At 36.0% G+C, this 18,921-nt stretch carries 25 protein-coding genes and 1 riboswitch; of the genes, 7 read left to right on the top strand and 18 right to left on the bottom strand.

Annotated features, from left to right (window positions below):
- Positions 1-18 precede the first annotated feature (18 nt).
- The 3 genes from mdh to ACEE93_RS01280 form a co-directional block, all read right to left on the bottom strand.
- Entirely contained in the window at positions 19-957 is a 939-nt protein-coding gene (gene mdh, locus ACEE93_RS01290; protein WP_449155451.1) for a malate dehydrogenase, read from the bottom strand.
- Between the two features lie 147 nt (positions 958-1,104).
- Positions 1,105-1,389, bottom strand: coding sequence for a hypothetical protein (locus tag ACEE93_RS01285; protein WP_449155450.1), 285 nt, complete (start codon positions 1,387-1,389; stop codon positions 1,105-1,107).
- A 41-nt stretch (positions 1,390-1,430) separates the two neighbouring features.
- Complete coding sequence (locus ACEE93_RS01280) at positions 1,431-2,357, bottom strand: CobW family GTP-binding protein (RefSeq protein ID WP_449155449.1); 927 nt, start codon at positions 2,355-2,357, stop codon at positions 1,431-1,433.
- A gap of 211 nt (positions 2,358-2,568) precedes the next feature.
- Here ACEE93_RS01280 and ACEE93_RS01275 point away from each other — a divergent pair, with 211 nt between their 5' ends.
- From ACEE93_RS01275 to ACEE93_RS01255, 5 genes are all read left to right on the top strand, one after another.
- Positions 2,569-3,006 carry a MarR family winged helix-turn-helix transcriptional regulator gene (locus ACEE93_RS01275; RefSeq protein WP_449155448.1) on the top strand — a complete coding sequence of 146 codons (438 nt, stop codon included), beginning with the start codon at positions 2,569-2,571 and terminating at the stop codon, positions 3,004-3,006.
- Between the two features lie 283 nt (positions 3,007-3,289).
- Positions 3,290-4,144, top strand: coding sequence for an undecaprenyl-diphosphate phosphatase (locus ACEE93_RS01270; RefSeq protein WP_449155447.1), 855 nt, complete (start codon positions 3,290-3,292; stop codon positions 4,142-4,144).
- Positions 4,145-4,368: 224 nt separating this feature from the next.
- Entirely contained in the window at positions 4,369-5,013 is a 645-nt protein-coding gene (locus ACEE93_RS01265) for a hypothetical protein (protein ID WP_449155446.1), read from the top strand.
- Between the two features lie 5 nt (positions 5,014-5,018).
- Complete coding sequence (locus tag ACEE93_RS01260) at positions 5,019-5,480, top strand: YaiI/YqxD family protein (RefSeq protein ID WP_449155445.1); 462 nt, start codon at positions 5,019-5,021, stop codon at positions 5,478-5,480.
- A 78-nt stretch (positions 5,481-5,558) separates the two neighbouring features.
- Positions 5,559-6,125 carry an LOG family protein gene (locus tag ACEE93_RS01255; protein WP_449155506.1) on the top strand — a complete coding sequence of 189 codons (567 nt, stop codon included), beginning with the start codon at positions 5,559-5,561 and terminating at the stop codon, positions 6,123-6,125.
- 85 nt (positions 6,126-6,210) lie between these two features.
- Here the strand turns inward: ACEE93_RS01255 and ACEE93_RS01250 are convergent, their stop codons facing one another.
- From ACEE93_RS01250 to ACEE93_RS01235, 4 genes are all read right to left on the bottom strand, one after another.
- Positions 6,211-6,753, bottom strand: coding sequence for a GNAT family N-acetyltransferase (locus ACEE93_RS01250; RefSeq protein ID WP_449155444.1), 543 nt, complete (start codon positions 6,751-6,753; stop codon positions 6,211-6,213).
- A gap of 41 nt (positions 6,754-6,794) precedes the next feature.
- The gene (locus tag ACEE93_RS01245; RefSeq protein ID WP_449156344.1) at positions 6,795-7,097 is read right to left on the bottom strand and encodes a hypothetical protein; all 303 of its coding nucleotides are present in this window, start codon (positions 7,095-7,097) and stop codon (positions 6,795-6,797) included.
- A 135-nt stretch (positions 7,098-7,232) separates the two neighbouring features.
- Positions 7,233-7,538 carry an SA0632 family lipoprotein gene (locus ACEE93_RS01240; RefSeq protein ID WP_449155442.1) on the bottom strand — a complete coding sequence of 102 codons (306 nt, stop codon included), beginning with the start codon at positions 7,536-7,538 and terminating at the stop codon, positions 7,233-7,235.
- A 74-nt stretch (positions 7,539-7,612) separates the two neighbouring features.
- Complete coding sequence (locus ACEE93_RS01235; RefSeq protein ID WP_449155441.1) at positions 7,613-8,065, bottom strand: GNAT family N-acetyltransferase; 453 nt, start codon at positions 8,063-8,065, stop codon at positions 7,613-7,615.
- An 88-nt stretch (positions 8,066-8,153) separates the two neighbouring features.
- Between ACEE93_RS01235 and ACEE93_RS01230 the strand changes: the two genes are divergently transcribed.
- On the top strand, positions 8,154-8,837 hold the full coding sequence (locus tag ACEE93_RS01230; RefSeq protein ID WP_449155440.1) for a DUF1129 family protein: 684 nt from the start codon (positions 8,154-8,156) through the stop codon (positions 8,835-8,837).
- Positions 8,838-8,923: 86 nt separating this feature from the next.
- Here ACEE93_RS01230 and ACEE93_RS01225 read toward each other — a convergent pair whose 3' ends face one another.
- From ACEE93_RS01225 to ACEE93_RS01180, 10 genes are all read right to left on the bottom strand, one after another.
- Entirely contained in the window at positions 8,924-9,409 is a 486-nt protein-coding gene (locus ACEE93_RS01225) for a DUF456 domain-containing protein (protein WP_449155439.1), read from the bottom strand.
- A 7-nt stretch (positions 9,410-9,416) separates the two neighbouring features.
- Positions 9,417-10,622, bottom strand: coding sequence for a sugar efflux transporter (locus ACEE93_RS01220; RefSeq protein WP_449156343.1), 1,206 nt, complete (start codon positions 10,620-10,622; stop codon positions 9,417-9,419).
- 103 nt (positions 10,623-10,725) lie between these two features.
- Positions 10,726-11,583, bottom strand: a complete 858-nt coding sequence (locus ACEE93_RS01215) for a LysR family transcriptional regulator (RefSeq protein ID WP_449155437.1) — start codon at positions 11,581-11,583, stop codon at positions 10,726-10,728.
- A 113-nt stretch (positions 11,584-11,696) separates the two neighbouring features.
- Positions 11,697-12,257 carry a DUF402 domain-containing protein gene (locus ACEE93_RS01210; RefSeq protein WP_449155436.1) on the bottom strand — a complete coding sequence of 187 codons (561 nt, stop codon included), beginning with the start codon at positions 12,255-12,257 and terminating at the stop codon, positions 11,697-11,699.
- A gap of 201 nt (positions 12,258-12,458) precedes the next feature.
- Complete coding sequence (locus tag ACEE93_RS01205; protein ID WP_449155435.1) at positions 12,459-13,175, bottom strand: YebC/PmpR family DNA-binding transcriptional regulator; 717 nt, start codon at positions 13,173-13,175, stop codon at positions 12,459-12,461.
- An 86-nt stretch (positions 13,176-13,261) separates the two neighbouring features.
- Entirely contained in the window at positions 13,262-14,251 is a 990-nt protein-coding gene (locus tag ACEE93_RS01200; protein WP_449155434.1) for a ThiF family adenylyltransferase, read from the bottom strand.
- A complete protein-coding gene (locus ACEE93_RS01195; RefSeq protein WP_449155433.1) occupies positions 14,251-15,018 on the bottom strand; it encodes a thiazole synthase in 768 nt (255 codons plus the stop codon). The genes ACEE93_RS01200 and ACEE93_RS01195 overlap by 1 nt, the downstream gene beginning before the upstream one ends.
- Before the next feature lies 1 nt (position 15,019).
- On the bottom strand, positions 15,020-15,220 hold the full coding sequence (gene thiS / locus ACEE93_RS01190; RefSeq protein WP_449155432.1) for a sulfur carrier protein ThiS: 201 nt from the start codon (positions 15,218-15,220) through the stop codon (positions 15,020-15,022).
- A 1-nt stretch (position 15,221) separates the two neighbouring features.
- The gene (locus ACEE93_RS01185; RefSeq protein ID WP_449156342.1) at positions 15,222-15,851 is read right to left on the bottom strand and encodes a thiamine phosphate synthase; all 630 of its coding nucleotides are present in this window, start codon (positions 15,849-15,851) and stop codon (positions 15,222-15,224) included.
- A gap of 19 nt (positions 15,852-15,870) precedes the next feature.
- Positions 15,871-15,977: riboswitch (TPP riboswitch) on the bottom strand.
- Between the two features lie 12 nt (positions 15,978-15,989).
- The gene (locus tag ACEE93_RS01180; RefSeq protein WP_449155430.1) at positions 15,990-16,613 is read right to left on the bottom strand and encodes a Bax inhibitor-1 family protein; all 624 of its coding nucleotides are present in this window, start codon (positions 16,611-16,613) and stop codon (positions 15,990-15,992) included.
- Positions 16,614-16,871: 258 nt separating this feature from the next.
- Between ACEE93_RS01180 and ACEE93_RS01175 the strand changes: the two genes are divergently transcribed.
- Positions 16,872-17,723 carry a LysM peptidoglycan-binding domain-containing protein gene (locus tag ACEE93_RS01175; RefSeq protein ID WP_449155429.1) on the top strand — a complete coding sequence of 284 codons (852 nt, stop codon included), beginning with the start codon at positions 16,872-16,874 and terminating at the stop codon, positions 17,721-17,723.
- A 194-nt stretch (positions 17,724-17,917) separates the two neighbouring features.
- Here the strand turns inward: ACEE93_RS01175 and ACEE93_RS01170 are convergent, their stop codons facing one another.
- Positions 17,918-18,919 carry an anion permease gene (locus ACEE93_RS01170; protein ID WP_449155428.1) on the bottom strand — a complete coding sequence of 334 codons (1,002 nt, stop codon included), beginning with the start codon at positions 18,917-18,919 and terminating at the stop codon, positions 17,918-17,920.
- Between the last annotated feature and the right edge of the window lie 2 nt (positions 18,920-18,921).

Genomic DNA, 18,921 nt, shown 5'->3' with positions numbered 1-18,921 from the left:
GTCCTAGTCGTTTTTTACTTAGTGATACTTTAATGTTTGTTTTACTTTTTCTACCGCTTCTACAGAGTGTTGAAATTGTGCTTGCTCCTCATCATTTAACTGCAACGCTACAATGCGCTCGACACCTTTAGCACCTAAAATCGTCGGTACCCCGATGTACAATCCATTCAATTGATAAACGCCATCACAATAGGCTATAGTAGGCAGCACTCGTTGTTTATCAAGCAAAATAGCTTCAACCATTTCATACACAGCTGCTGAAGGCGCATAATAGGCTGACCCATTGCCTAACAATTGAACGATTTCCGCGCCACCTTTACGCGTACGTTCAATAATCTGTTCAATTGTTGCTTTATCTAATAGCTCATCAAGCGGGACCCCATTGACGTTACTATGACGCACCAATGGAACCATCGTGTCTCCATGGCCTCCAAGCACCATGCCAGTTACATCATTCACCGAGACATCTAAAGCTTCTGAGACAAACGTATTAAAACGCGCCGTATCTAATACACCCGATTGACCGATGACACGCTCACTCGGAAAGCCTGATGCTTGGTATACTGTATATGTCATCGCATCAACTGGGTTTGTTAACACAATAATGATACAGTTGGGTGAATACTTCACGATGTTTTGAGTCACATCAATCATCACTTGTTCATTCGTTTGTACTAAGTCATCTCTACTCATTCCAGGTTGTCGTGGTACCCCTGCTGTGATCACCACAATATCAGAATCTTTTGTGTCAGCGTAATCTACCGTTGATGAAATGTGGCTATCAAAATTCAAAATAGAGCCACTCTCTAACATATCGAGTGCTTTTCCTTTCATCGGCTGTTCATTTTTTTCGCGATCCACAAGTACGACATCCGCTATCCCTTTCATTGCGGTAATAAAAGCCAACGTTGCCCCTGTATGACCTGAACCCACAATCGTTAGTTTTTTTCGTTCCATCACAATCCCCCCACTGAGTTTATTCACTTCTATTATAACATTACACAATCAAGAAAGTAGGAGAAGTTGTGATATGATTCGAACGATTGTCACATCTTCAAAAGACTACAGCGCAGTATTTAATGAATCTTCAATTTGTAAATGGGTCTAGCCACGCGGTGAAACCATTAAATAAATTAATATACCTAATGCAGCTGCCATACATAACGTCATAAATATTAAGTATAATGTAGTACGTCCATAACCAAGTAAAAAGGCAATAAATAATGCGACAAGATTATAAAACGTAAAAATGCCAAATATTGTTACTAATACAACGGGAATTGGCGAAAATATAAATGCTAAGGCAACAATTAATCCAAATATGATATAAGGAATGGCAATAAAGTTACGTTCAAACCGACTTCGTTTAATTTTATCTGCTTCACTCATCATTAACACTCCTTTCTATTCACATAATTAAGCTTCATTATTTAGCTAAATTGTAACATATCTAACTGATTTCTTAATTGTGCCGTATCGAGCTGTTCACCAATAATGACTAACGATAATGGTACATCGGTAGCCCCAATGGCATCAAACAATGGCAATTGGTTCGCATATTGTACTAAAATCGTTTGATCAGGTGCTTCTCTAAAGGATACAAACCCTTTCAATCGCAACACGTTGTCTGGTAGTTTTAAAATAAATTGAATAAAATCATCGCGATTAACTGGATTATTAAATGTATACTTCATATGCGAATAATGCGCATGACCTTGTGAACGATGACTAAGCACCTCTTCAAGTTTCACCGCTTGTTGATTAGCAATATAACACTGAACCTCTCCGTACCTTGTAAGGGCAATTTCACTATGTGGACTCAGCGCTTCTACTGCATTAATAACCTCTTGTTTTTGATTATCACTATCTAATTGATCACTTTTATTCAACATAATACGTTGACTCGCGCGAACTTGATCCTCCATTAATTGAGCGGTCTGTAATGACAACTCGTGTCGTTTTAAAAATGTCATACAATCAACAATACCAATTGTTTCTAACACAAGGTTCGCATCATCTAAGACAGGATCCTGACAAGCCATTATGATATCAATTGGGTTAGCTACACCTGTTGCTTCAATGACGATGCGCTCTACCCCTTGCTGTGTCAGTTGATGAATTTGGCCGATCAAATCTTGTTGTAAATCACAGCAAATACACCCTTGTGTCATAGAGGTCTGCACATCAAATTGATTTAAAAGCTGCCCGTCAATATCAAAATCTCCAAATTCATTTACAATTAATGCGACTTTCTCATCTTTTTTTAATATTTTAGTCATATAATGACGGATGAACGTGGTTTTTCCACTTCCTAAAAAACCATTTATGATTGTTATCGTAATTTGTTTATTTAACATATATATACTTACCTCTCTCAAATAATCGACAAATCTGTTATAATGTATGTGTAAATCGTACTTTTAGCTTGATTAACTTTGAATAATCTTTTAAAATGACTGCATGCTATCTTTTAATGATAGCATAAATTGAAGACCTCAACTCAATTATGAACGGATCCATATCCGTGATAGAGAGAAATACGGATCAAAAGTTTGGAGGAGAACTAATATGTCTGACCATTTAAACTTGAAAGAACAAGTATGCTTTAGTTTGTATAATGCACAACGTCAAGTTAACCGTTATTATTCAAACTCTATATTTAAAAAGTATAACTTAACGTACCCACAATTTCTTGTATTAGAAATTTTATGGGACGAATCACCAGTAAATGTGAAAAAAGTGGTTACAGAACTTGCCTTAGATACTGGAACGGTATCACCTTTATTAAAACGTATGGAACAAATGGACTTAATTAAAAGAGAACGTTCTGAGATTGACCAACGTGAAGTATTTGTTCATTTAACAGAAAAAAGTAAAGAGATGCAACCGCATTTAAGCAATGCTTCACAAGAAGTTGCTGAAGCGTCTTCATTATCATCAGACGAAATTACTGAACTAAATCGTTTACTTGAAAAAATCATTACAACATTTAGTGAAACAAAATAACATCATACTTTTTAAAATACACAACCTTGCCATGTTTATTTTTTACTAGTCACTATTTACAATAAATTTCAGACTAAATATTTTTATGATGCGATATAGCCTAGCAAACACACCACTTATTCGAGGTCATTGCTAGGCTTTTGTTTTGAAAAAATGCGCACCTAGCCTAACGCACACTTCATACTTTCGACCGAAATTTTTAGTCTTCAAAAGACATTTTATTCTTTATTGTGCTATGATAGGCTATGTTAAAGTTGAATTTAAATATAAAGAGGTAACAAATATGCTAATTTTTGAACTTCTCAAAGCACTGATTTTAGGTATTGTCGAAGGATTAACCGAATTTGCGCCTGTGTCTTCTACAGGACATATGATCCTAGTCGATGATATGTGGTTAAAATCCACTGAATTTTTAGGACCTGAATCAGCTTTTACATTTAAAGTTGTTATACAACTAGGTTCCGTCTTCGCAGCAGCATGGGTATTCCGTCATAAATACTTTGAAATGTTACATATTGGTAAATACGCACCTGAACATAAAGAAGGTTTTCGTTCAAAACCACGCCGTTTAAAATTAACACACATCATTGTGGGTATGGTACCAGCCGGCGTACTCGGTTTCTTATTCGATGACCTTATTGAAAAATATTTATTTAGTGTGCCTACCGTATTAATCGGCTTATTCATCGGTGCGATTTACATGATTATCGCAGACAAATTTAGCCGTAACGTACGTAATCCAATTAGTGTAGATAATATTAACTATTTTCAAGCGTTTATCATTGGGTTATCCCAAGCGATTGCGATGTGGCCTGGTTTTTCACGTTCAGGTTCTACGATTTCAACAGGGGTCTTAATGAAGTTAGATCATAAATCTGCTTCAGACTTTACATTTATGATGGCCGTCCCTGTTATGTTAGGTGCAAGTGGTCTATCGATTATTAAACATTTAAATTATATTGAACCATCTCATATACTATTTTATATTTTTGGTTTTCTCGCAGCGTTTATCGTCGGATTTATTTCTATCAAAACGTTCTTGAAGTTAATTCAAAATGTTAAATTATTACCATTTGCAATTTATCGTATCGTACTTGTAGTTGTCATTGCTGTCGTTTATTACGGCATTATTAAATAAGCACATACACACTAACCATCGGCAAGCGGTTGAGACAAAATCCTGCTATAGGACATCGTTCATCGAGTTCCTAGAGTATGAATACTTTATGTCTCATCCCCTTGCCCTTTTTTATTAGTCTATATTTTGCGATTGATATCGCCTTACACTCTGCATCACGCGTTTAACTTTCGGATAAAGCGGGTAAAAGCTTTGCAGTATCTCAACAAATGGAGGCAACTTTTATGAATAAAACCATCAAAACACTCGTTAATGTCATCCCAATTTTTTTAGTACCTCTTGTATTAGAACGTAAAAAATTTAAAAAACATCCTGATGTTCAAAAAGCAACACAAGCTACTGTTGATACATCTAAAACTGTCGCGCACAAAACTGGAGACATTTCACGCAATGTGAAAGATGCTGTAGTGACACGTTCTGGCAAAATGAAAGATAAAATGGTTATGAAAAAACGCCGTCGCGATTATAATAAAGCAATGAAGAAAGAAGCTGCTTATCAAGAACAAATGCGTCCTGAAAATGTGAGAGCGCGCGGCAATAAAATTCAAAAAGAAAATCGTAAAGAAGTAAGTAAACTCAATAAAAAATTAAATAAATCGATTGAAAAGCGTCATAAAACAGAAGATAAAATTGCAAAAAGTCGTCAAAAACGTTTACAAAAGAACATGCAAAAAATGCAATCTTATGAAGCGAAATTGAACAAACTTTCACGTCGACAAGATTTACAAGATGCATCTCAATCGACACAACGTATTACAACACTTTCAGAATTACAAAATAACGATGCTGAACCGGGTAAAAAATTGCATAATCATGGTCAACCAAGTGATGATAACCGCAAATCCATCACACGCGCTACAAAAAAATAAGCGCTATGCGTATATTAATTGATGGCGATGCCTGTCCTGTCGTTGAGTCTATTGTGCACTTAACAGAAGGGACAGGCTTTTCTGTTTTAATCTATAGAAGTTATGATCACTTTTCTTATCAAGATTATCCTCAGCATGTCTCGGTTAAATATGTCGATGGTGGTAGAGATGCAGTCGACTTTGCAATTGTTCAAAATGTGACATCACACGATATAGTGATTACTCAAGATTATGGATTAGCAAGCTTAGTCCTTAATAAGGCCGATTATGTTTTACATCATAACGGCCACTTATATACTTCGCAAAATATCGACCAACTGTTAGCACAACGTTACTATAGTCAGCAAGAACGTCGTAAAAGCAATCGATATGGTAAAGGGCCTAAAGCCTTTAATACGCAACAACGCCAATTTTTCATTAAACAATTGCACACCCTCATTCAAAAAGTACAAAATGAGACGCAATAAGTGTGCTCTGCCTGCCATTTTATTCTGTGTCAGAAACGTGTATACTTTGATTAGATATACAAAGGAGGCAGGCAAATGATTAAACGTGTTGCGGTCTATTGTGGCGCAAGTAAAGGGAAAGATGACCAATATGTCAAAGAAGCTTACCAACTCGGTCAATATTTTGCAGAACATGACATTGAACTAGTATTTGGCGCTGGTTCAATCGGTATTATGGGTGCAATACAAGATGGTGTATTAGATCATGGTGGTTCAGCAATTGGCGTCATGCCAAGATTATTAGATGAGCGTGAAATCACAAGTCAAAAAGTATCTGAATTAATTCTTGTAGATACGATGCATGAACGTAAACAAAAGATGGCAGATTTAGCTGATGCTTTTGTAATAGCACCAGGTGGAGCTGGATCACTAGAAGAGTTTTTTGAAGTATACAGTTGGGCTCAAATTGGCCTTCATCAGAAACCGATTGGTATCTTTAATACCAATCAATTTTATGCTCCACTGCATCAATTAATTCAACATATGATTAAAGAAGGCTTTATCGATCCAAAATATGAATCATTAGCCAAATTATATGATACACCTGAAGCACTATTAACAGGGCTTCAAACGGCTAAACCATTTACAACTCGTACTTATGACTAACACTCATTTTAAATACTTAAAAAGCGGTAAAGTGCGCCTCTAATGTGACGTCTTTACCGCTTTTCTCATGCAATTGATGAGCTCTTTATACTAAAACTTTGTGATACCTTGTCTGTTGTTTTAAGATATGGTGTTCATTTAATTGAGGGTGCTCAAAATCATCAAAGTGCGTCATCCCTATCTTTTCCATCACACGAATCGACGCTTTATTTGCTTTCGCTGTCATAGCAAACACCTCTGAAATACCTTGTGTTGCAGCATAATCCAATACAGCACGAGCCCCTTCTGTCGCTAAGCCGTTATCCCATACTTCAGGTACCAATCGCCATCCAATTTCATAAAAAGGCAAGTTTTTAAATGAGTAACGACTCTTTTTAGGAATATAATTGAGTCCGATAAAACCAATCCAACTTTTGGTCGCTTTAAGTTCTACAGCAAAAAGACCTACCCCATGTTGTTTTAAAGTAGATTGCATCGCTTCGAAATCTAATTCTGACTTTCGATAGCTTAATATACTCGGGAAGTAATGTCGAACTCTATGGTTGGCATTTAACTGTTGAAGAGGTAATAAATCCTCCTCTTCCCAATCTCTCAACTTTAAATGTTCTGTTTCGATGTAGACTGTCACTCATCGCCCTCCTCCCAAAACAAAACTATTTGATTTATTGATTATTCAGCTTTTGAAATATAGCTAATTAATTGGACTTTAACTGGTAATTCTTTAATACGTTTATAGTTTTGATCTTTTTTAGTTGTAAATACAACATCAATTAAATCTTTTTTATGGTTTAAATGATATGTGATGATATACGTTTCCCAATCCTGTTCAAAATTAGGTTTTAAGGCAATAGAACGATTTACCTCATATGTTTCTACATCGAACGTTTCACCAACGATCTTTTTCAATTCTTTTTCTAATTTTTTAATAGATATTGATTGTCCTTCTAATTGCTCAAATTCTTTTTCATACATTGGACTGCCCCTCTTTCTAATACGTACATATATGTGTGTTAATTACCCTATCTGTTAAATGTCAAACGCGAGTCATACTCTAGTATAAACCAGAAAACGACAGTTTGATAAGGTATACTTTTATGAGATTACCATTTATGACTTTGACGCTTTTTCATCTGAAGACGACGCTTTCTTTTCTTTTTCTTTATCTTTATCCTTTTTATCATCTTTATTCTCTTCTGATGTAGCGTCTTCACCATTATTGATGGCGTCTTGTGCACTTTTAATCTCATTATCAAGCTTTTGACTTTGCTTCTTCAAATCATCATTCTCTTTTTTCAGTTGCTCTTGTTCTTTTTCGAGTTTTTTAATTTCGTCTTGTAATTTTGATTTTTCACTTGTACCACAGCCTGCTAAAAGTAATACCGCAACGGTACAAGTCGTTATTATTTTTTTCATATTTCATCTCCATCATTGTATCACTTGATTCATATTCTAGCATGTTTGAAACGCATACGCATAATTTAAACTTTTTATGGCTTAAGGGATTTTGACATGATAACTTTTTGAGTTTGGTATCCTAAACGTTCATTCAAATGTTGCATAGCGTAATTATCAGTTCTTACAGTCCCCACGATTTGGGTGGCACCTAACGTCCGTCCCCATGCTTCTACATTATATTTGAGCTGTGTCGCAAGGTGTTGATTGCGATATTGAGGTTTAACAAAAAGTGATTCTATCGTTACTTGATTCATTACCGAATCAAAGTGAGCCCAAATATAGGCGGTTAATGTTTGCTCATCGCTCAAACAAATTTGGACAAATTCTGTAGCATGTTTCAACCTGTGTCTTAACATCTCTTCATATAACGCGCGAGAAGTCGTAGAATGACTTATCGGTGTCAGCGCATCCTCTTTCAGCATATCCACGTGTAACGTCGCGATAGCTGAGATCCATTTTTGATCATTATATTGCACACGTTCCATGATTTCACCTTCTATTGTTGATTTATCAATCAATAATCGTCATAATATATACAGCTTAAACATTAAACGAGATTGGGGGCGCATCTGTTTGAAAACTACTAATGAACTCATGAAAGAAAATAATGTTAGAGCGTTGCGTCTTAATAATACAGACCGCCAAATTTTTGAAAGTTACATGACGTTTGTAAGAGCAGATATGCGCGTTAACGCCCATGATTCCGAACTTGTCTTACAACGTATTTTAAAACATTTGCTTAAAGCAGAAGATAAAGGAATGCATGCGATGGATTTTTTTAATCATGATCCGAAAAGACATGCTATCCAAACCATTAAAGATTTACCCAACCATACACTTATTAATATTTTAAAATATATGTATCAACATGTACTCTTTTTATTAACTGTATTTTTCTTTTTAAAGGGATTCTTAGGCTTTTTTATTCAAGATACTAGAATTTATCTATATACATTCCCGCTTACCTTTTTATTAGGGTTATTTACAACCTTTTTATTTGTCTGGGGATGCTTCAAAATGATTCAACTACAAGACTTTCATTATTCACGGTGGGCTTGGTTAGCCGGATATATCGTCTTAATTGCGCTTGTTATAGGTATTTTTAATATCTTTTTCTTCCCTCAGACCTATTTACAACTTGGTCCTTATATTCATGTTAACAATTGGTATTTTATTGTGCTATCTTTTCTTTTTGTTCCTATTGTAATGTATAGAGAACGTCACTTTCAAAATGATAGCAACGCTTCTTGGCGTTAATAGGCAAATAAAACTTAGGTGAGAGATGAACGATGTCTAAACGTTCCCACCTAAGTTATTTTTAAATACCTCTTATTTTTATCATTCTAATTAATCCAAACATCTAAAAAGAACCATATGATCATCACAAGCATAATAAACCCTTGTGCAATCGTACTTGAGAAAAAGGCTAACACTGAACCAAAGCTCACTTTCAGCGCAGCCGTTATATCTTTAGTTTGTATCATCTCAATAATCAATACGAGTATAAATGGTACAATGAGAATACCAAATGGTGGCAGTACAAATACACCAATGATTACGCCTAAAAATGCGCTCCATTCTGCTTTTTTACTACCTCCAAATCGCTTCACGAACAAACGATTCATCAATATATCTGATAAGAACACAAAGCCTGTCAAAATAACCATCGCGCCCCAAAATACCCAAGATAGCGCAGAGGCATCAATACCAAATTGGTAAATTAAAAATCCTACCCATGGAAATAAAATAGCCGGAATAATCGGTTTAATTAATCCAATAAAGGCAATAACAAATGAAATAATAATTAAAATCCATAAAATACCATTCATTATAACACTAAGCCTCCTTTGAACTTATTACACGGCGTTTCGTAAATAAAATTAAAATAAAGCCGCATACTAACGAGAAAGCAGACGCATAGAACACATTACCTAAGCCAATCCACTGACTCATAGCGCCTCCTAATAAATTCCCTAAAAATTGACCAGCAACCATCGCATTGGCAAATAAAGTAGAGGCATACCCTGGAAATTGCGGTAAAATGTCTTGGAAGTAACTAATTCCGATTCCTAGCAATACGGCTAAGAACGTTGCTAAAAAGACTTGGCCGATTAACATCATGACTACACTTTCAAATAGACCAATACTGCCAAAGAATAAAGCACCAGACACTGCAGCCCAAGCAAGGAGTGTACGTGTTTCAACTTTATTCGCTACCATTCCTAAAATAATCATAAAAGGTACCTCTAACCCAGCACATAAACTGGCAAGATGACCCACGTATTTTTCTGCTTCACCTAAATAACGTGTCACAAAAAGTGGCATATTCAAAGTATACATCCATTGACCAATATGCAATAAGATAAAAGCAAGGAATGGAATGATTAAATACTTTTGACGGAACATGGATGGTGCATTTTCTTCCATTGTCGTCGATTCTCTAACAGGCGTTGTGCGTTTTACATCTTTAAAGAAAAAGACTTGCAATACTAATGTGGTTAAAATAATCGCAACAGTGCCTCCGAAAAGGCCATCGTATCCCCAATTTTGATTGAGTACATTCCCTACTAAAGGACCAAATAGAAATCCAAATGAAAACATCGAGCGTAATACAGAATTCGCAAAAATAGCGCGTCCACTCGATGTGGATGCATTAATGGACTCCCTTGCAGCAGCATACACCTGAGGCATGGCTGGTGCGAATAACCCTTGAAATAATGCGTATAGAATAATAAATAGAGGAATAGAATGAATAAAGAAAGGTAAACTAAAACTAAGCGCTCCCATCATTAGCGCTATAATAATAATCATCTTACGGTTAATACGATGTGTATCTGAAAAACGTGCGACAATGGCATTCATTGTAAATTGACTCAATGCAGCAAGCGCAAGCAACAACCCAAATTGATTGGTTGTCATACCTAATGCATTTGTGGCAAACAACACAAAGAAAGGGACAGTAATCGCAATCCCCATTCCTATAAACATCATGTTTACAACAAATAATTTATAGTTTTTAATTTTTAAAAGCTCGAGAAACATAGCGCTCTCCTTTACTAAATAGTATATTCGAAGTTAGGACAAAGTTGTGCTTTTGGGACACCGTTCACCAGTTTCCCAGAGCATTCATACGTTATGTATAAGCTCATTGTTTAACAAAGTCATTTAATACATTGATAAACGAACTAACTTGAGGCAACTGTACCATACTCATATCATAACTTAAATATGTAGAACGAATTAAAGACTCTTCTTCGATATCAACTTTTAACATTTCAAATTTGTCTTGGTTTAAGTCCTTAATCATAATCTCTGGTAAAATGGTTACCCCAACCCCTCTTAATAACAAAGCTTTACATGTTGCAACTTGATCCACTTTAATTCGTGCATGGTAGTCTTGAGACATATGTTGTTGGTACCATGTTTTAATTTGATTAATGTATATAGGGTCAGCTTGAAATTCTATAAATGGCAACTTATGTAACACATCTTCTTTATCTTTAGGATAAATAAAGTAATGCTGATCATCCATTAAATGATCATTATGCATATTTAATAATTGATTCCCTCTCACTATCATAATGTGATACTCATTATGATGTGCCTTAATGTGTTCACTTGAACCTACTTGAAGCTGAACTTCTACATTCGGAAAGGCTTCAGTATAACGGCTTAGCACTTCTGGTAGTACCGTCTGACCAATTAAAGATGAGCATCCAATTGATAAAGTACCGTTCACCGCACCAATATGCGCTTGAATCTTATCTTGAAATAATCGCTCTTCCTTCAACATCATTTTGGCGTGCTCAATGACCATAGCACCCTCAGTTGTGGTAATTAATTGTTTTTTTGTACGAATAAATATATCGACGCCAAAATGACGTTCGATTGATTTTAAACGTTGTGTTACGGCAGGTTGTGAGATATAAAGACGCTCTGCTGCTTTTCTTAGTGTTCTTGTTTCGTCTAATGTAATCAATAAACGGTAGTCATCAATCTTCAAATAATCCCCTCCTCAACATAAAGAAACACTAGACAAGGTGGCCCAGTGTATAAAATCATTTCATGTCATAATCGTTATGATATTTAGTATATAATCATCACAATCGCGATGAATCAGTGAAATTTCTTTTTACTTTCTTTGCGATTAATCTTTTTATAACAATACGTCACTTTATCCTGAATATTTTTAAAATCTTCATTGATTTTAATCATCAGCTGATGTGCAATAATATAAGCTTCGTGGTATTGCTTTTGTGTAATTTGCTTTGTTTTAAGTGCGCGTTTTAAGTCATCTTCATCAACAAGTTCATACTGTCCATTTGGTAGTACAAGAATATCAAGACATAAATCTAATGTACGTGCCTTTCCCTTTTGCGTAATATTTTTAAGATTAACATCAAAATAATATTGCAACGGTCGACCTTGATCATCAAACATCGCAGTAATACTGTATCGCTTTTTCTCAGGTAGTATTTGTAGCCATTGATAATGATCTTGGGCAACGACGATACGTTTACCAACAACAGTCACCTCTAATGGTTCTCTTACTTTATTCATCGTAATCAAACCAATAATACCTTTGAACTTGTTATTATTGACTTTTACTTCTGTATAATTGTGATCTAAGAGGCGACGCCAGTGACGTTTATCTAAATATTTTATTTTCACGTTCACTAACCCCCTTTCGTTACATTATATATAAATCATTGTTTAATGTCACTTATCAATTGAGTAGAGCTCGAGTTATGCTCTACTATAGCACGTTGATTAAAACATATCACATCATACAGAAAGATAAACATAAAATAAAGCGGTAAAGCCCTCTATATTCATAGATTACTTTACCGCTATTGCGCGCATATACTTGAAACCTCATTATGCTAAGTCGACGTTATGAAACACATGTTGAACATCTTCTAAATCTTCAAGTACATCAATTAATTTTTCGAATGTCTCTTGATCTTCTGCAGACAGTTGAATTTCAGTTTGAGGTAACATTTCAAATTCTGCTACTTCAAAATCTTCTACACCCACGTCTCTCAACGCTTGTTGTACAGTAGCAAATTGATCTGGTTCAGCATAAACTATAGTTAAGCCGCCTTCCTCTAACACATCTCGTACGTCGATGTCTTTTTCCATTAAACTTTCTAAAATGGTATCTGCATCAAATCCTTCAAATGCAAATGTTGCTGTATGATCAAACATATAGGCAACAGAACCAGAAACACCCATGTTTCCGCCATTTTTACCAAATGCCGCACGTACATCTGATGCCGTACGATTCACATTATTCGTTAAGGCATCTACAATGACCATTGAGCCATTCGGGCCAAATCCCTCATAGCGTAAATGATCATAGTCTTCTTCTCCGCCACCTTTAGCTTTTTCAATGGCTCTGTCTATAATTTGTTTAGGTACATTATATGTTTTAGCTCGTTCTAAAACGAGTTTCAATGTTTGGTTTGCCTCTGGATCTGGTTCACCTGATTTAGCAGCTACATAAATTTCTTTTCCAAATTTAGCATAAATTCGACTTGTATTTTTATCTTTTTGAGCTTTTTTCTCTTTGATGTTATTCCATTTACGTCCCATGATTCCATCTCGCTTTCGCTTACATTTTTAATCATGTTTTATTATACAGTGTTTAATAAAGGTTAATCAACATACGGCCATAGTGCTTACTTAAAAAGTTGTGTCACAATGGCTTGAGGATTAACTGATTTATCTGCACCATAAATCAGGAGACGCCCATCTTGATATAAAGTCATATCGTAATCTTGATATACCAACCGTTTGATATAAGGATTGTTCAACTTAACTTCAACAGCATCAGACGTATCTTTCGTAAAGCTCTCTGCATTTAATCGAATTTGTATCACACCACCACACAGTTCACGTACTTGATCTAAACCTTGATCTGCTAAACGTGGAAACTGATGATGATGGCACACCTTACATGTGTCATCTTTAAGCGCACGTATATCCATCGACCGCATTGTCCCTTTAAATATATCGACCGTCACCATCTTGTAAGAAAAGTGCTGATGCATAAGGTAATAAAATAATTCAGACACGACAAAACTACTCGCTAAATGAACGGCTGGCGGAAGTACCCCATAGATATCACAACTTTCCATTGTATCTGGCACTTCTGGCATCACACAGTTCAAACAAGGCCCATCATGATCAATTGGAAAGACGCTTAACTGACTGCCTATGACAGCACCATAGATATATGGAATATCAAGTTTGCGTGTCGCTTCATTCATAAGGTAACGCGTTTCAAATCGGTCTAAACCATCTAACACAATATCTGGTTGTATTTCTTCCAATAATCCAATAATATTGCGTGGTGTGACCTCCTCATTTAAAGGTTCAATGTTTACTTCACGATTCATTTGTTGTAAATGATGCTTCAATGCAAACACTTTAGGCATCATCGCTTCGGCATCTGCCTCTGTATAACCACTTTGACGATGCAAATTCGTCAAACTTACAATGTCTTTATCGATAATGGTTACTTTTTTAACACCGCTTCTAACAATTTGTTCAGCGATACCACTACCTAGTGCACCCACGCCCATAACAAGTACGTGTAACTGACCTAATTGTTGTTGACCCGCTTCGCCAAAATGTGGGAATTTAATTTGTCTATCATAACGATTCATTAAAGAAAACCTAACCCCTCAGATGGACTAGATTGTACCGCATTGTATTTAATAGGAATACGTCCTGCTTCATAACTTAAGCGACCTGCTTCAATACCTTTTTTCATCGCCTCTGCCATTTTTACAGGATCTTTGGCACGTGACACTGCAGAATTAAGTAAAATCGCATCTGCACCTAATTCCATTGCTTTAGCACAATCTTTTGCTGAGCCAATGCCTGCATCCACAATGACAGGGACATTACTTTTTTCGACAATATAGCGTAAGTTTAATGGATTAACGATACCACGGCCTGTGCCGATTGGTGACGCAAGTGGCATAATCGCATGAACCCCTAACGCTTCTAAACGTTTAGCTAAAACGACATCATCTGAAATATAAGGACATACAATGTAGCCTTTTTCTAATAAAATTTCGCATGCTTTATATGTTTCTAATGGATCAGGCAATAATGTGTCATCATCACCGATTACTTCTACTTTAATCATATCGCAGACGCCTGCTTCATTTGCTAACTCAGCGATACGTACGGCTTCTTCTGCAGATTTAGCACCTGCTGTATTTGGAAAAGTGATAAATTGGTCTAAATCCACATTCGCTAATGGATTAGGTAAATCTTTATCATATAAACTCATGCGTCTTACCGCAAAAGTAAGGACTTCTGTTTCTGAAGCTTTAATCGCTGCTTCCTGAACTGATTCATTGTCAAACTTACCTGTTCCTAAAAAGAGTCTTGAATTAAATGTTAGATTTCCAATTTTAAACATATTATCCGCCTCCTACAAATTCTAATAGTTCTAATCGATCATTTTCTCTGATGGGTGTATGCGCCCAATCCGCACGCTTAACGACAGCTGCATTTTGTTCTACAGCCATACGTTTAGCATCAATATCAAAATGCGTTAGGACATCTTGAATCGTTGTCCCTTCTTGAAATTCATTTACTTCTCCGTTAACAATAACTTTCATATTATGACCTCCTTTTTCTCCATTGTTCCGATAATTGCTGTACTTCGTTGTACGGGCGATTAAATAGAGCGCCAATACATGCAATCCCTGAAAAGTGAGTAGGCACATTCGACACTGTCGTTACATTAATACCACCTATTGCGACTAGCGGTAATGTTGTGGCTAACGCATGATCAATCTCTTCAGCCGTTCTCGGGGATTGGTTAGGTTTTGATGGGGTTGGAAATAAGTGCCCAAATAATCCAAAATCAACCTCATACTGTTGTGCATATTGAATGGCCTCAACATTATGAACTGACATACTGACCACAAACTGAGGGTATGTCGTTTTAATACTTTTCACTTTTTCATCATATTGACTGAAGTGAATGCGATGAATATGCATCATTAAAGCCAGATCAATGTCTGAATGTATAATGAGTTTCTCTTTAGGAAAGCCACGTGCAGTGATTTCTTCAATCCAACGCTTGATATCATGTTGCGTCATTGGCGTCCTCAATAGTACGCCATCGATAAGTGGTTCAATCTCACATAAATGACCTTGATGTGTATGATTTAATGGTTCATAAGGGGTAACTGCTAACAGCATAGGCAAACATCCTTTTACAAAAATAAAAGCTACTTTCCTCATACTAAAGAAAAGTAGCTACTCTAAGTCATCGCCACTTTCCTACGCCAGTATGAACTGGATCAGGTTCGGGAATTTTGAAATACATTTCAATCTCAGCCCTTAAAAAAGGCACTTCCAGTGGTAAATCTTATTCAATTATTACTGTGATTTTTTAACGATACGTGCTAATTTTAACACATAACGTATGATACGAAATAGGTTTAAGAATAAATTAAAACCCATCTCTCTAGGGGAAAATCGTCCATGCTTCATTCGATTAAAGTCATATAAAGTATATAATAAAAATAGTAATAAACCAACCACAACGATAATTGTGTGATAAATTGGATTATGCACAAACCATCCTATTAAACTCGCAATGACTAACGCAATTAACGTCACAAACAAGTATTTTCCCATACTTGCTGCATCTTTTATAACAAAATAACCTATAATACCAAATGCAATAAATCCGGAGATTGCTAAGATAATATTTCTAATGAAATCAGCTGTTCCAAGATCTTGAATCGCATAAGTAAAAGTAGCAAAAGATAACAATCCGGAGATAATCGTATAAATATGTGACATAATTAAGCCACTAAAACGTGCGCGCTGCACAAACATTGTGATTAAAATTAAAATAAGGAGTCCAATGGATAAAGGTTTTCGCCATTCCACGGCTAAGAATTGTCCTAAATAGACACCAATACCAAAGATAATCCAATAATAAGTAAAAAATAACCACACTTGTCCAAAACGTTGTGAATGCTTTGTATCCGCCACTCATTGCTCACCCCTTTATACTGATTTTAGGATAAAATATCAAAATTAATATTACAAACATTTTAACATTCTTACAAAGTAAATTTAGACGAATCTCTAAAAGTACTTATTTTATCACATCTGTTCATATCTTCAATTTTTGAAATCATTTATCACAATATTACATGTTCGTAACAACCCCCACAAATAACTCTATTTTTGTTAAAATTGATTTGAATATTTTAGAAAAGACAAGCAAATGGCTAAGGAGGCATTACTTTGAAAAAATTAACTTTTGCATTAACCGTTACTTCTGGAGCGGCAGCATTGTTAACTCAACATGATGCTGATGCTTCAACACAACATACTGTTCAATCAGGCGAATCTTTATGGAGTATTTCGCAACAGTATAATATGTCTGTAGATGAAATTAAGCAGGCAAACAATTTAACATCAAATATGGTCTTTCCAGGACAAGTTTTAACAATTGGTGGCGGCGGTGGCGCAGCTGACCAGTCTACGCAATCAACAACAACGACTGCTACTGCAACAGCGCCAAGCTTAGGAGAAACGCATGTTGTTCAAACTGGTGAAACATTGGACATCATTGCTGCTAATTACGGTGTTACACCACAAGATATCATCAATGCTAACAACTTAAATGGTTATTTAGTGGCACCTTCACAAACATTAACAATACCAAGTGGTTCAGATAACACAACTGCACCTTCAATTGATGCAGGTCCAAATGGCGCAGAGAACGCACCATCTACATCAGGTAGTGGTTCACCTACATTTAATCACCAAAACTTGTACGACTGGGGACAATGTACTTGGCACGTATTTAATCGTCGTGCAGAAACTGGTCAACCAATCAGCACTTATTGGTACAATGCTGAAAACTGGGCAGACAATGCTGCAGGAGATGGTTACACAGTAGACCATAACCCTAGCGCAGGTTCAATTATGCAAACTTACGAAGGTCCAGTAGGTCACGTAGCTTACGTTGAACGCGTTAATAGTGATGGTAGTATCTTAGTATCAGAAATGAACTATAGCACACCACCAGGTGAAGTAGGCTATCGCACAATTCCAGCATCAGTTGCTTCATCATATAACTACATTCATTAATATAAGAGGCTATGATATAAAGTATGAATGCTTTAGGGAACCGATTAGGAGTCCCAACCTCTTGAAATATGACACATTATTAAATTAATCGTCCTTAGTCATCGAAAGAAGCAAGGTTCACTTGAAGTGTTACCTTGCTTCTTTTTGTATAAAAAAAAACGGCCAGTGATTGTTCACTAACCGCTCGAGTACTATTATAAAAAGATATTTAAAATCAAATAAAAGATAGCTGCAATTAAAGCAGTAATAGGTAAAGTAATGACCCATGTAACGATCATACGTTTCGCTGTATTCCAGTGTACACCTTTAATTCGATTTGCTGAGCCTACACCTAAAATTGAAGAGGATACAACGTGTGTTGTTGATAATGGAAAGTGTAACCATGATGCTGTGAAAATTGTGAGCGCTGAAGCTAAGTCTGCTGAAGCACCATTCGCTGGTCTAATCTTCATAATATTACCGCCCACTGTTTTAATAATCTTCCATCCACCAATCGCTGTACCTAATCCCATAGCTGACGCACAGGCTACTTTAACCCATAGCGCAGGTTCAACACTTGATTGTAGGTTCGCTACAATTAATGCCATCGTAATAATCCCCATTGATTTTTGCGCATCATTTGTACCATGAGAAAATGATTGTAGAGATGCAGTGAAAATTTGAAAAATACGGAAATTACGATTCGTACGTGTTAAATTTGCATTTTTAAATATCCTTTTAACAATTGAATAAATGATAAAACCGACAATAAATGCGATAACAGGAGAAAGTAACAATACAAGGATAATCTTAGTAAAACCTTGATAATGTAGTACGCCAAATGATCCTGCTGAAGCAATCGCAGCACCGGCAATCGCACCAATTAAAGCGTGAGATGACGAACTAGGTATACCATAATACCACGTCACTAAATTCCATACTATGGCTACTAATATCGCTGCCAATACAACAACCATGCCATTACTCAATGTAAATGGGTCAACGATTTCCTTTGTAATCGTTGAAGCGACCCCAGTAAAAGTTAATGCTCCGATAAAGTTCATAATCGCCGCTAAAAATATCGCTTGCCTTGGGGTTAAAGCACGCGTTGAAACAGCTGTAGCGACCGCATTGGCTGTATCATGAAATCCATTAATAAAATCAAAAATGAGCGAAAAAATAACAATGGCTATTGTTAAAGATATTAAAAACTCCATGA

Source organism: Staphylococcus sp. 11262D007BW, from assembly GCF_053547815.1.
Note: the sequence above shows the minus strand (reverse complement) of the source record. Positions and strands in the feature narration are given on the sequence as shown.

Bases quoted from the DNA above. Each gene is read 5' to 3' on its own strand.
- mdh (WP_449155451.1), bottom strand. From the start codon at position 957: ATGGAACGAAAAAAACTAACGATTGTGGGTTCAGGTCATACAGGGGCA.
- ACEE93_RS01285 (WP_449155450.1), bottom strand. From the start codon at position 1,389: ATGAGTGAAGCAGATAAAATTAAACGAAGTCGGTTTGAACGTAACTTT.
- ACEE93_RS01280 (WP_449155449.1), bottom strand. From the start codon at position 2,357: ATGTTAAATAAACAAATTACGATAACAATCATAAATGGTTTTTTAGGA.
- ACEE93_RS01275 (WP_449155448.1), top strand. From the start codon at position 2,569: ATGTCTGACCATTTAAACTTGAAAGAACAAGTATGCTTTAGTTTGTAT.
- ACEE93_RS01270 (WP_449155447.1), top strand. From the start codon at position 3,290: ATGCTAATTTTTGAACTTCTCAAAGCACTGATTTTAGGTATTGTCGAA.
- ACEE93_RS01265 (WP_449155446.1), top strand. From the start codon at position 4,369: ATGAATAAAACCATCAAAACACTCGTTAATGTCATCCCAATTTTTTTA.
- ACEE93_RS01260 (WP_449155445.1), top strand. From the start codon at position 5,019: ATGCGTATATTAATTGATGGCGATGCCTGTCCTGTCGTTGAGTCTATT.
- ACEE93_RS01245 (WP_449156344.1), bottom strand. From the start codon at position 7,097: ATGTATGAAAAAGAATTTGAGCAATTAGAAGGACAATCAATATCTATT.
- ACEE93_RS01240 (WP_449155442.1), bottom strand. From the start codon at position 7,538: ATGAAAAAAATAATAACGACTTGTACCGTTGCGGTATTACTTTTAGCA.
- ACEE93_RS01235 (WP_449155441.1), bottom strand. From the start codon at position 8,065: ATGGAACGTGTGCAATATAATGATCAAAAATGGATCTCAGCTATCGCG.
- ACEE93_RS01225 (WP_449155439.1), bottom strand. From the start codon at position 9,409: ATGAATGGTATTTTATGGATTTTAATTATTATTTCATTTGTTATTGCC.
- ACEE93_RS01220 (WP_449156343.1), bottom strand. From the start codon at position 10,622: ATGTTTCTCGAGCTTTTAAAAATTAAAAACTATAAATTATTTGTTGTA.
- ACEE93_RS01205 (WP_449155435.1), bottom strand. From the start codon at position 13,175: ATGGGACGTAAATGGAATAACATCAAAGAGAAAAAAGCTCAAAAAGAT.
- ACEE93_RS01200 (WP_449155434.1), bottom strand. From the start codon at position 14,251: ATGAATCGTTATGATAGACAAATTAAATTCCCACATTTTGGCGAAGCG.
- ACEE93_RS01195 (WP_449155433.1), bottom strand. From the start codon at position 15,018: ATGTTTAAAATTGGAAATCTAACATTTAATTCAAGACTCTTTTTAGGA.
- thiS (WP_449155432.1), bottom strand. From the start codon at position 15,220: ATGAAAGTTATTGTTAACGGAGAAGTAAATGAATTTCAAGAAGGGACA.
- ACEE93_RS01185 (WP_449156342.1), bottom strand. From the start codon at position 15,851: ATGAGGAAAGTAGCTTTTATTTTTGTAAAAGGATGTTTGCCTATGCTG.
- ACEE93_RS01170 (WP_449155428.1), bottom strand. From the start codon at position 18,919: ATGGAGTTTTTAATATCTTTAACAATAGCCATTGTTATTTTTTCGCTC.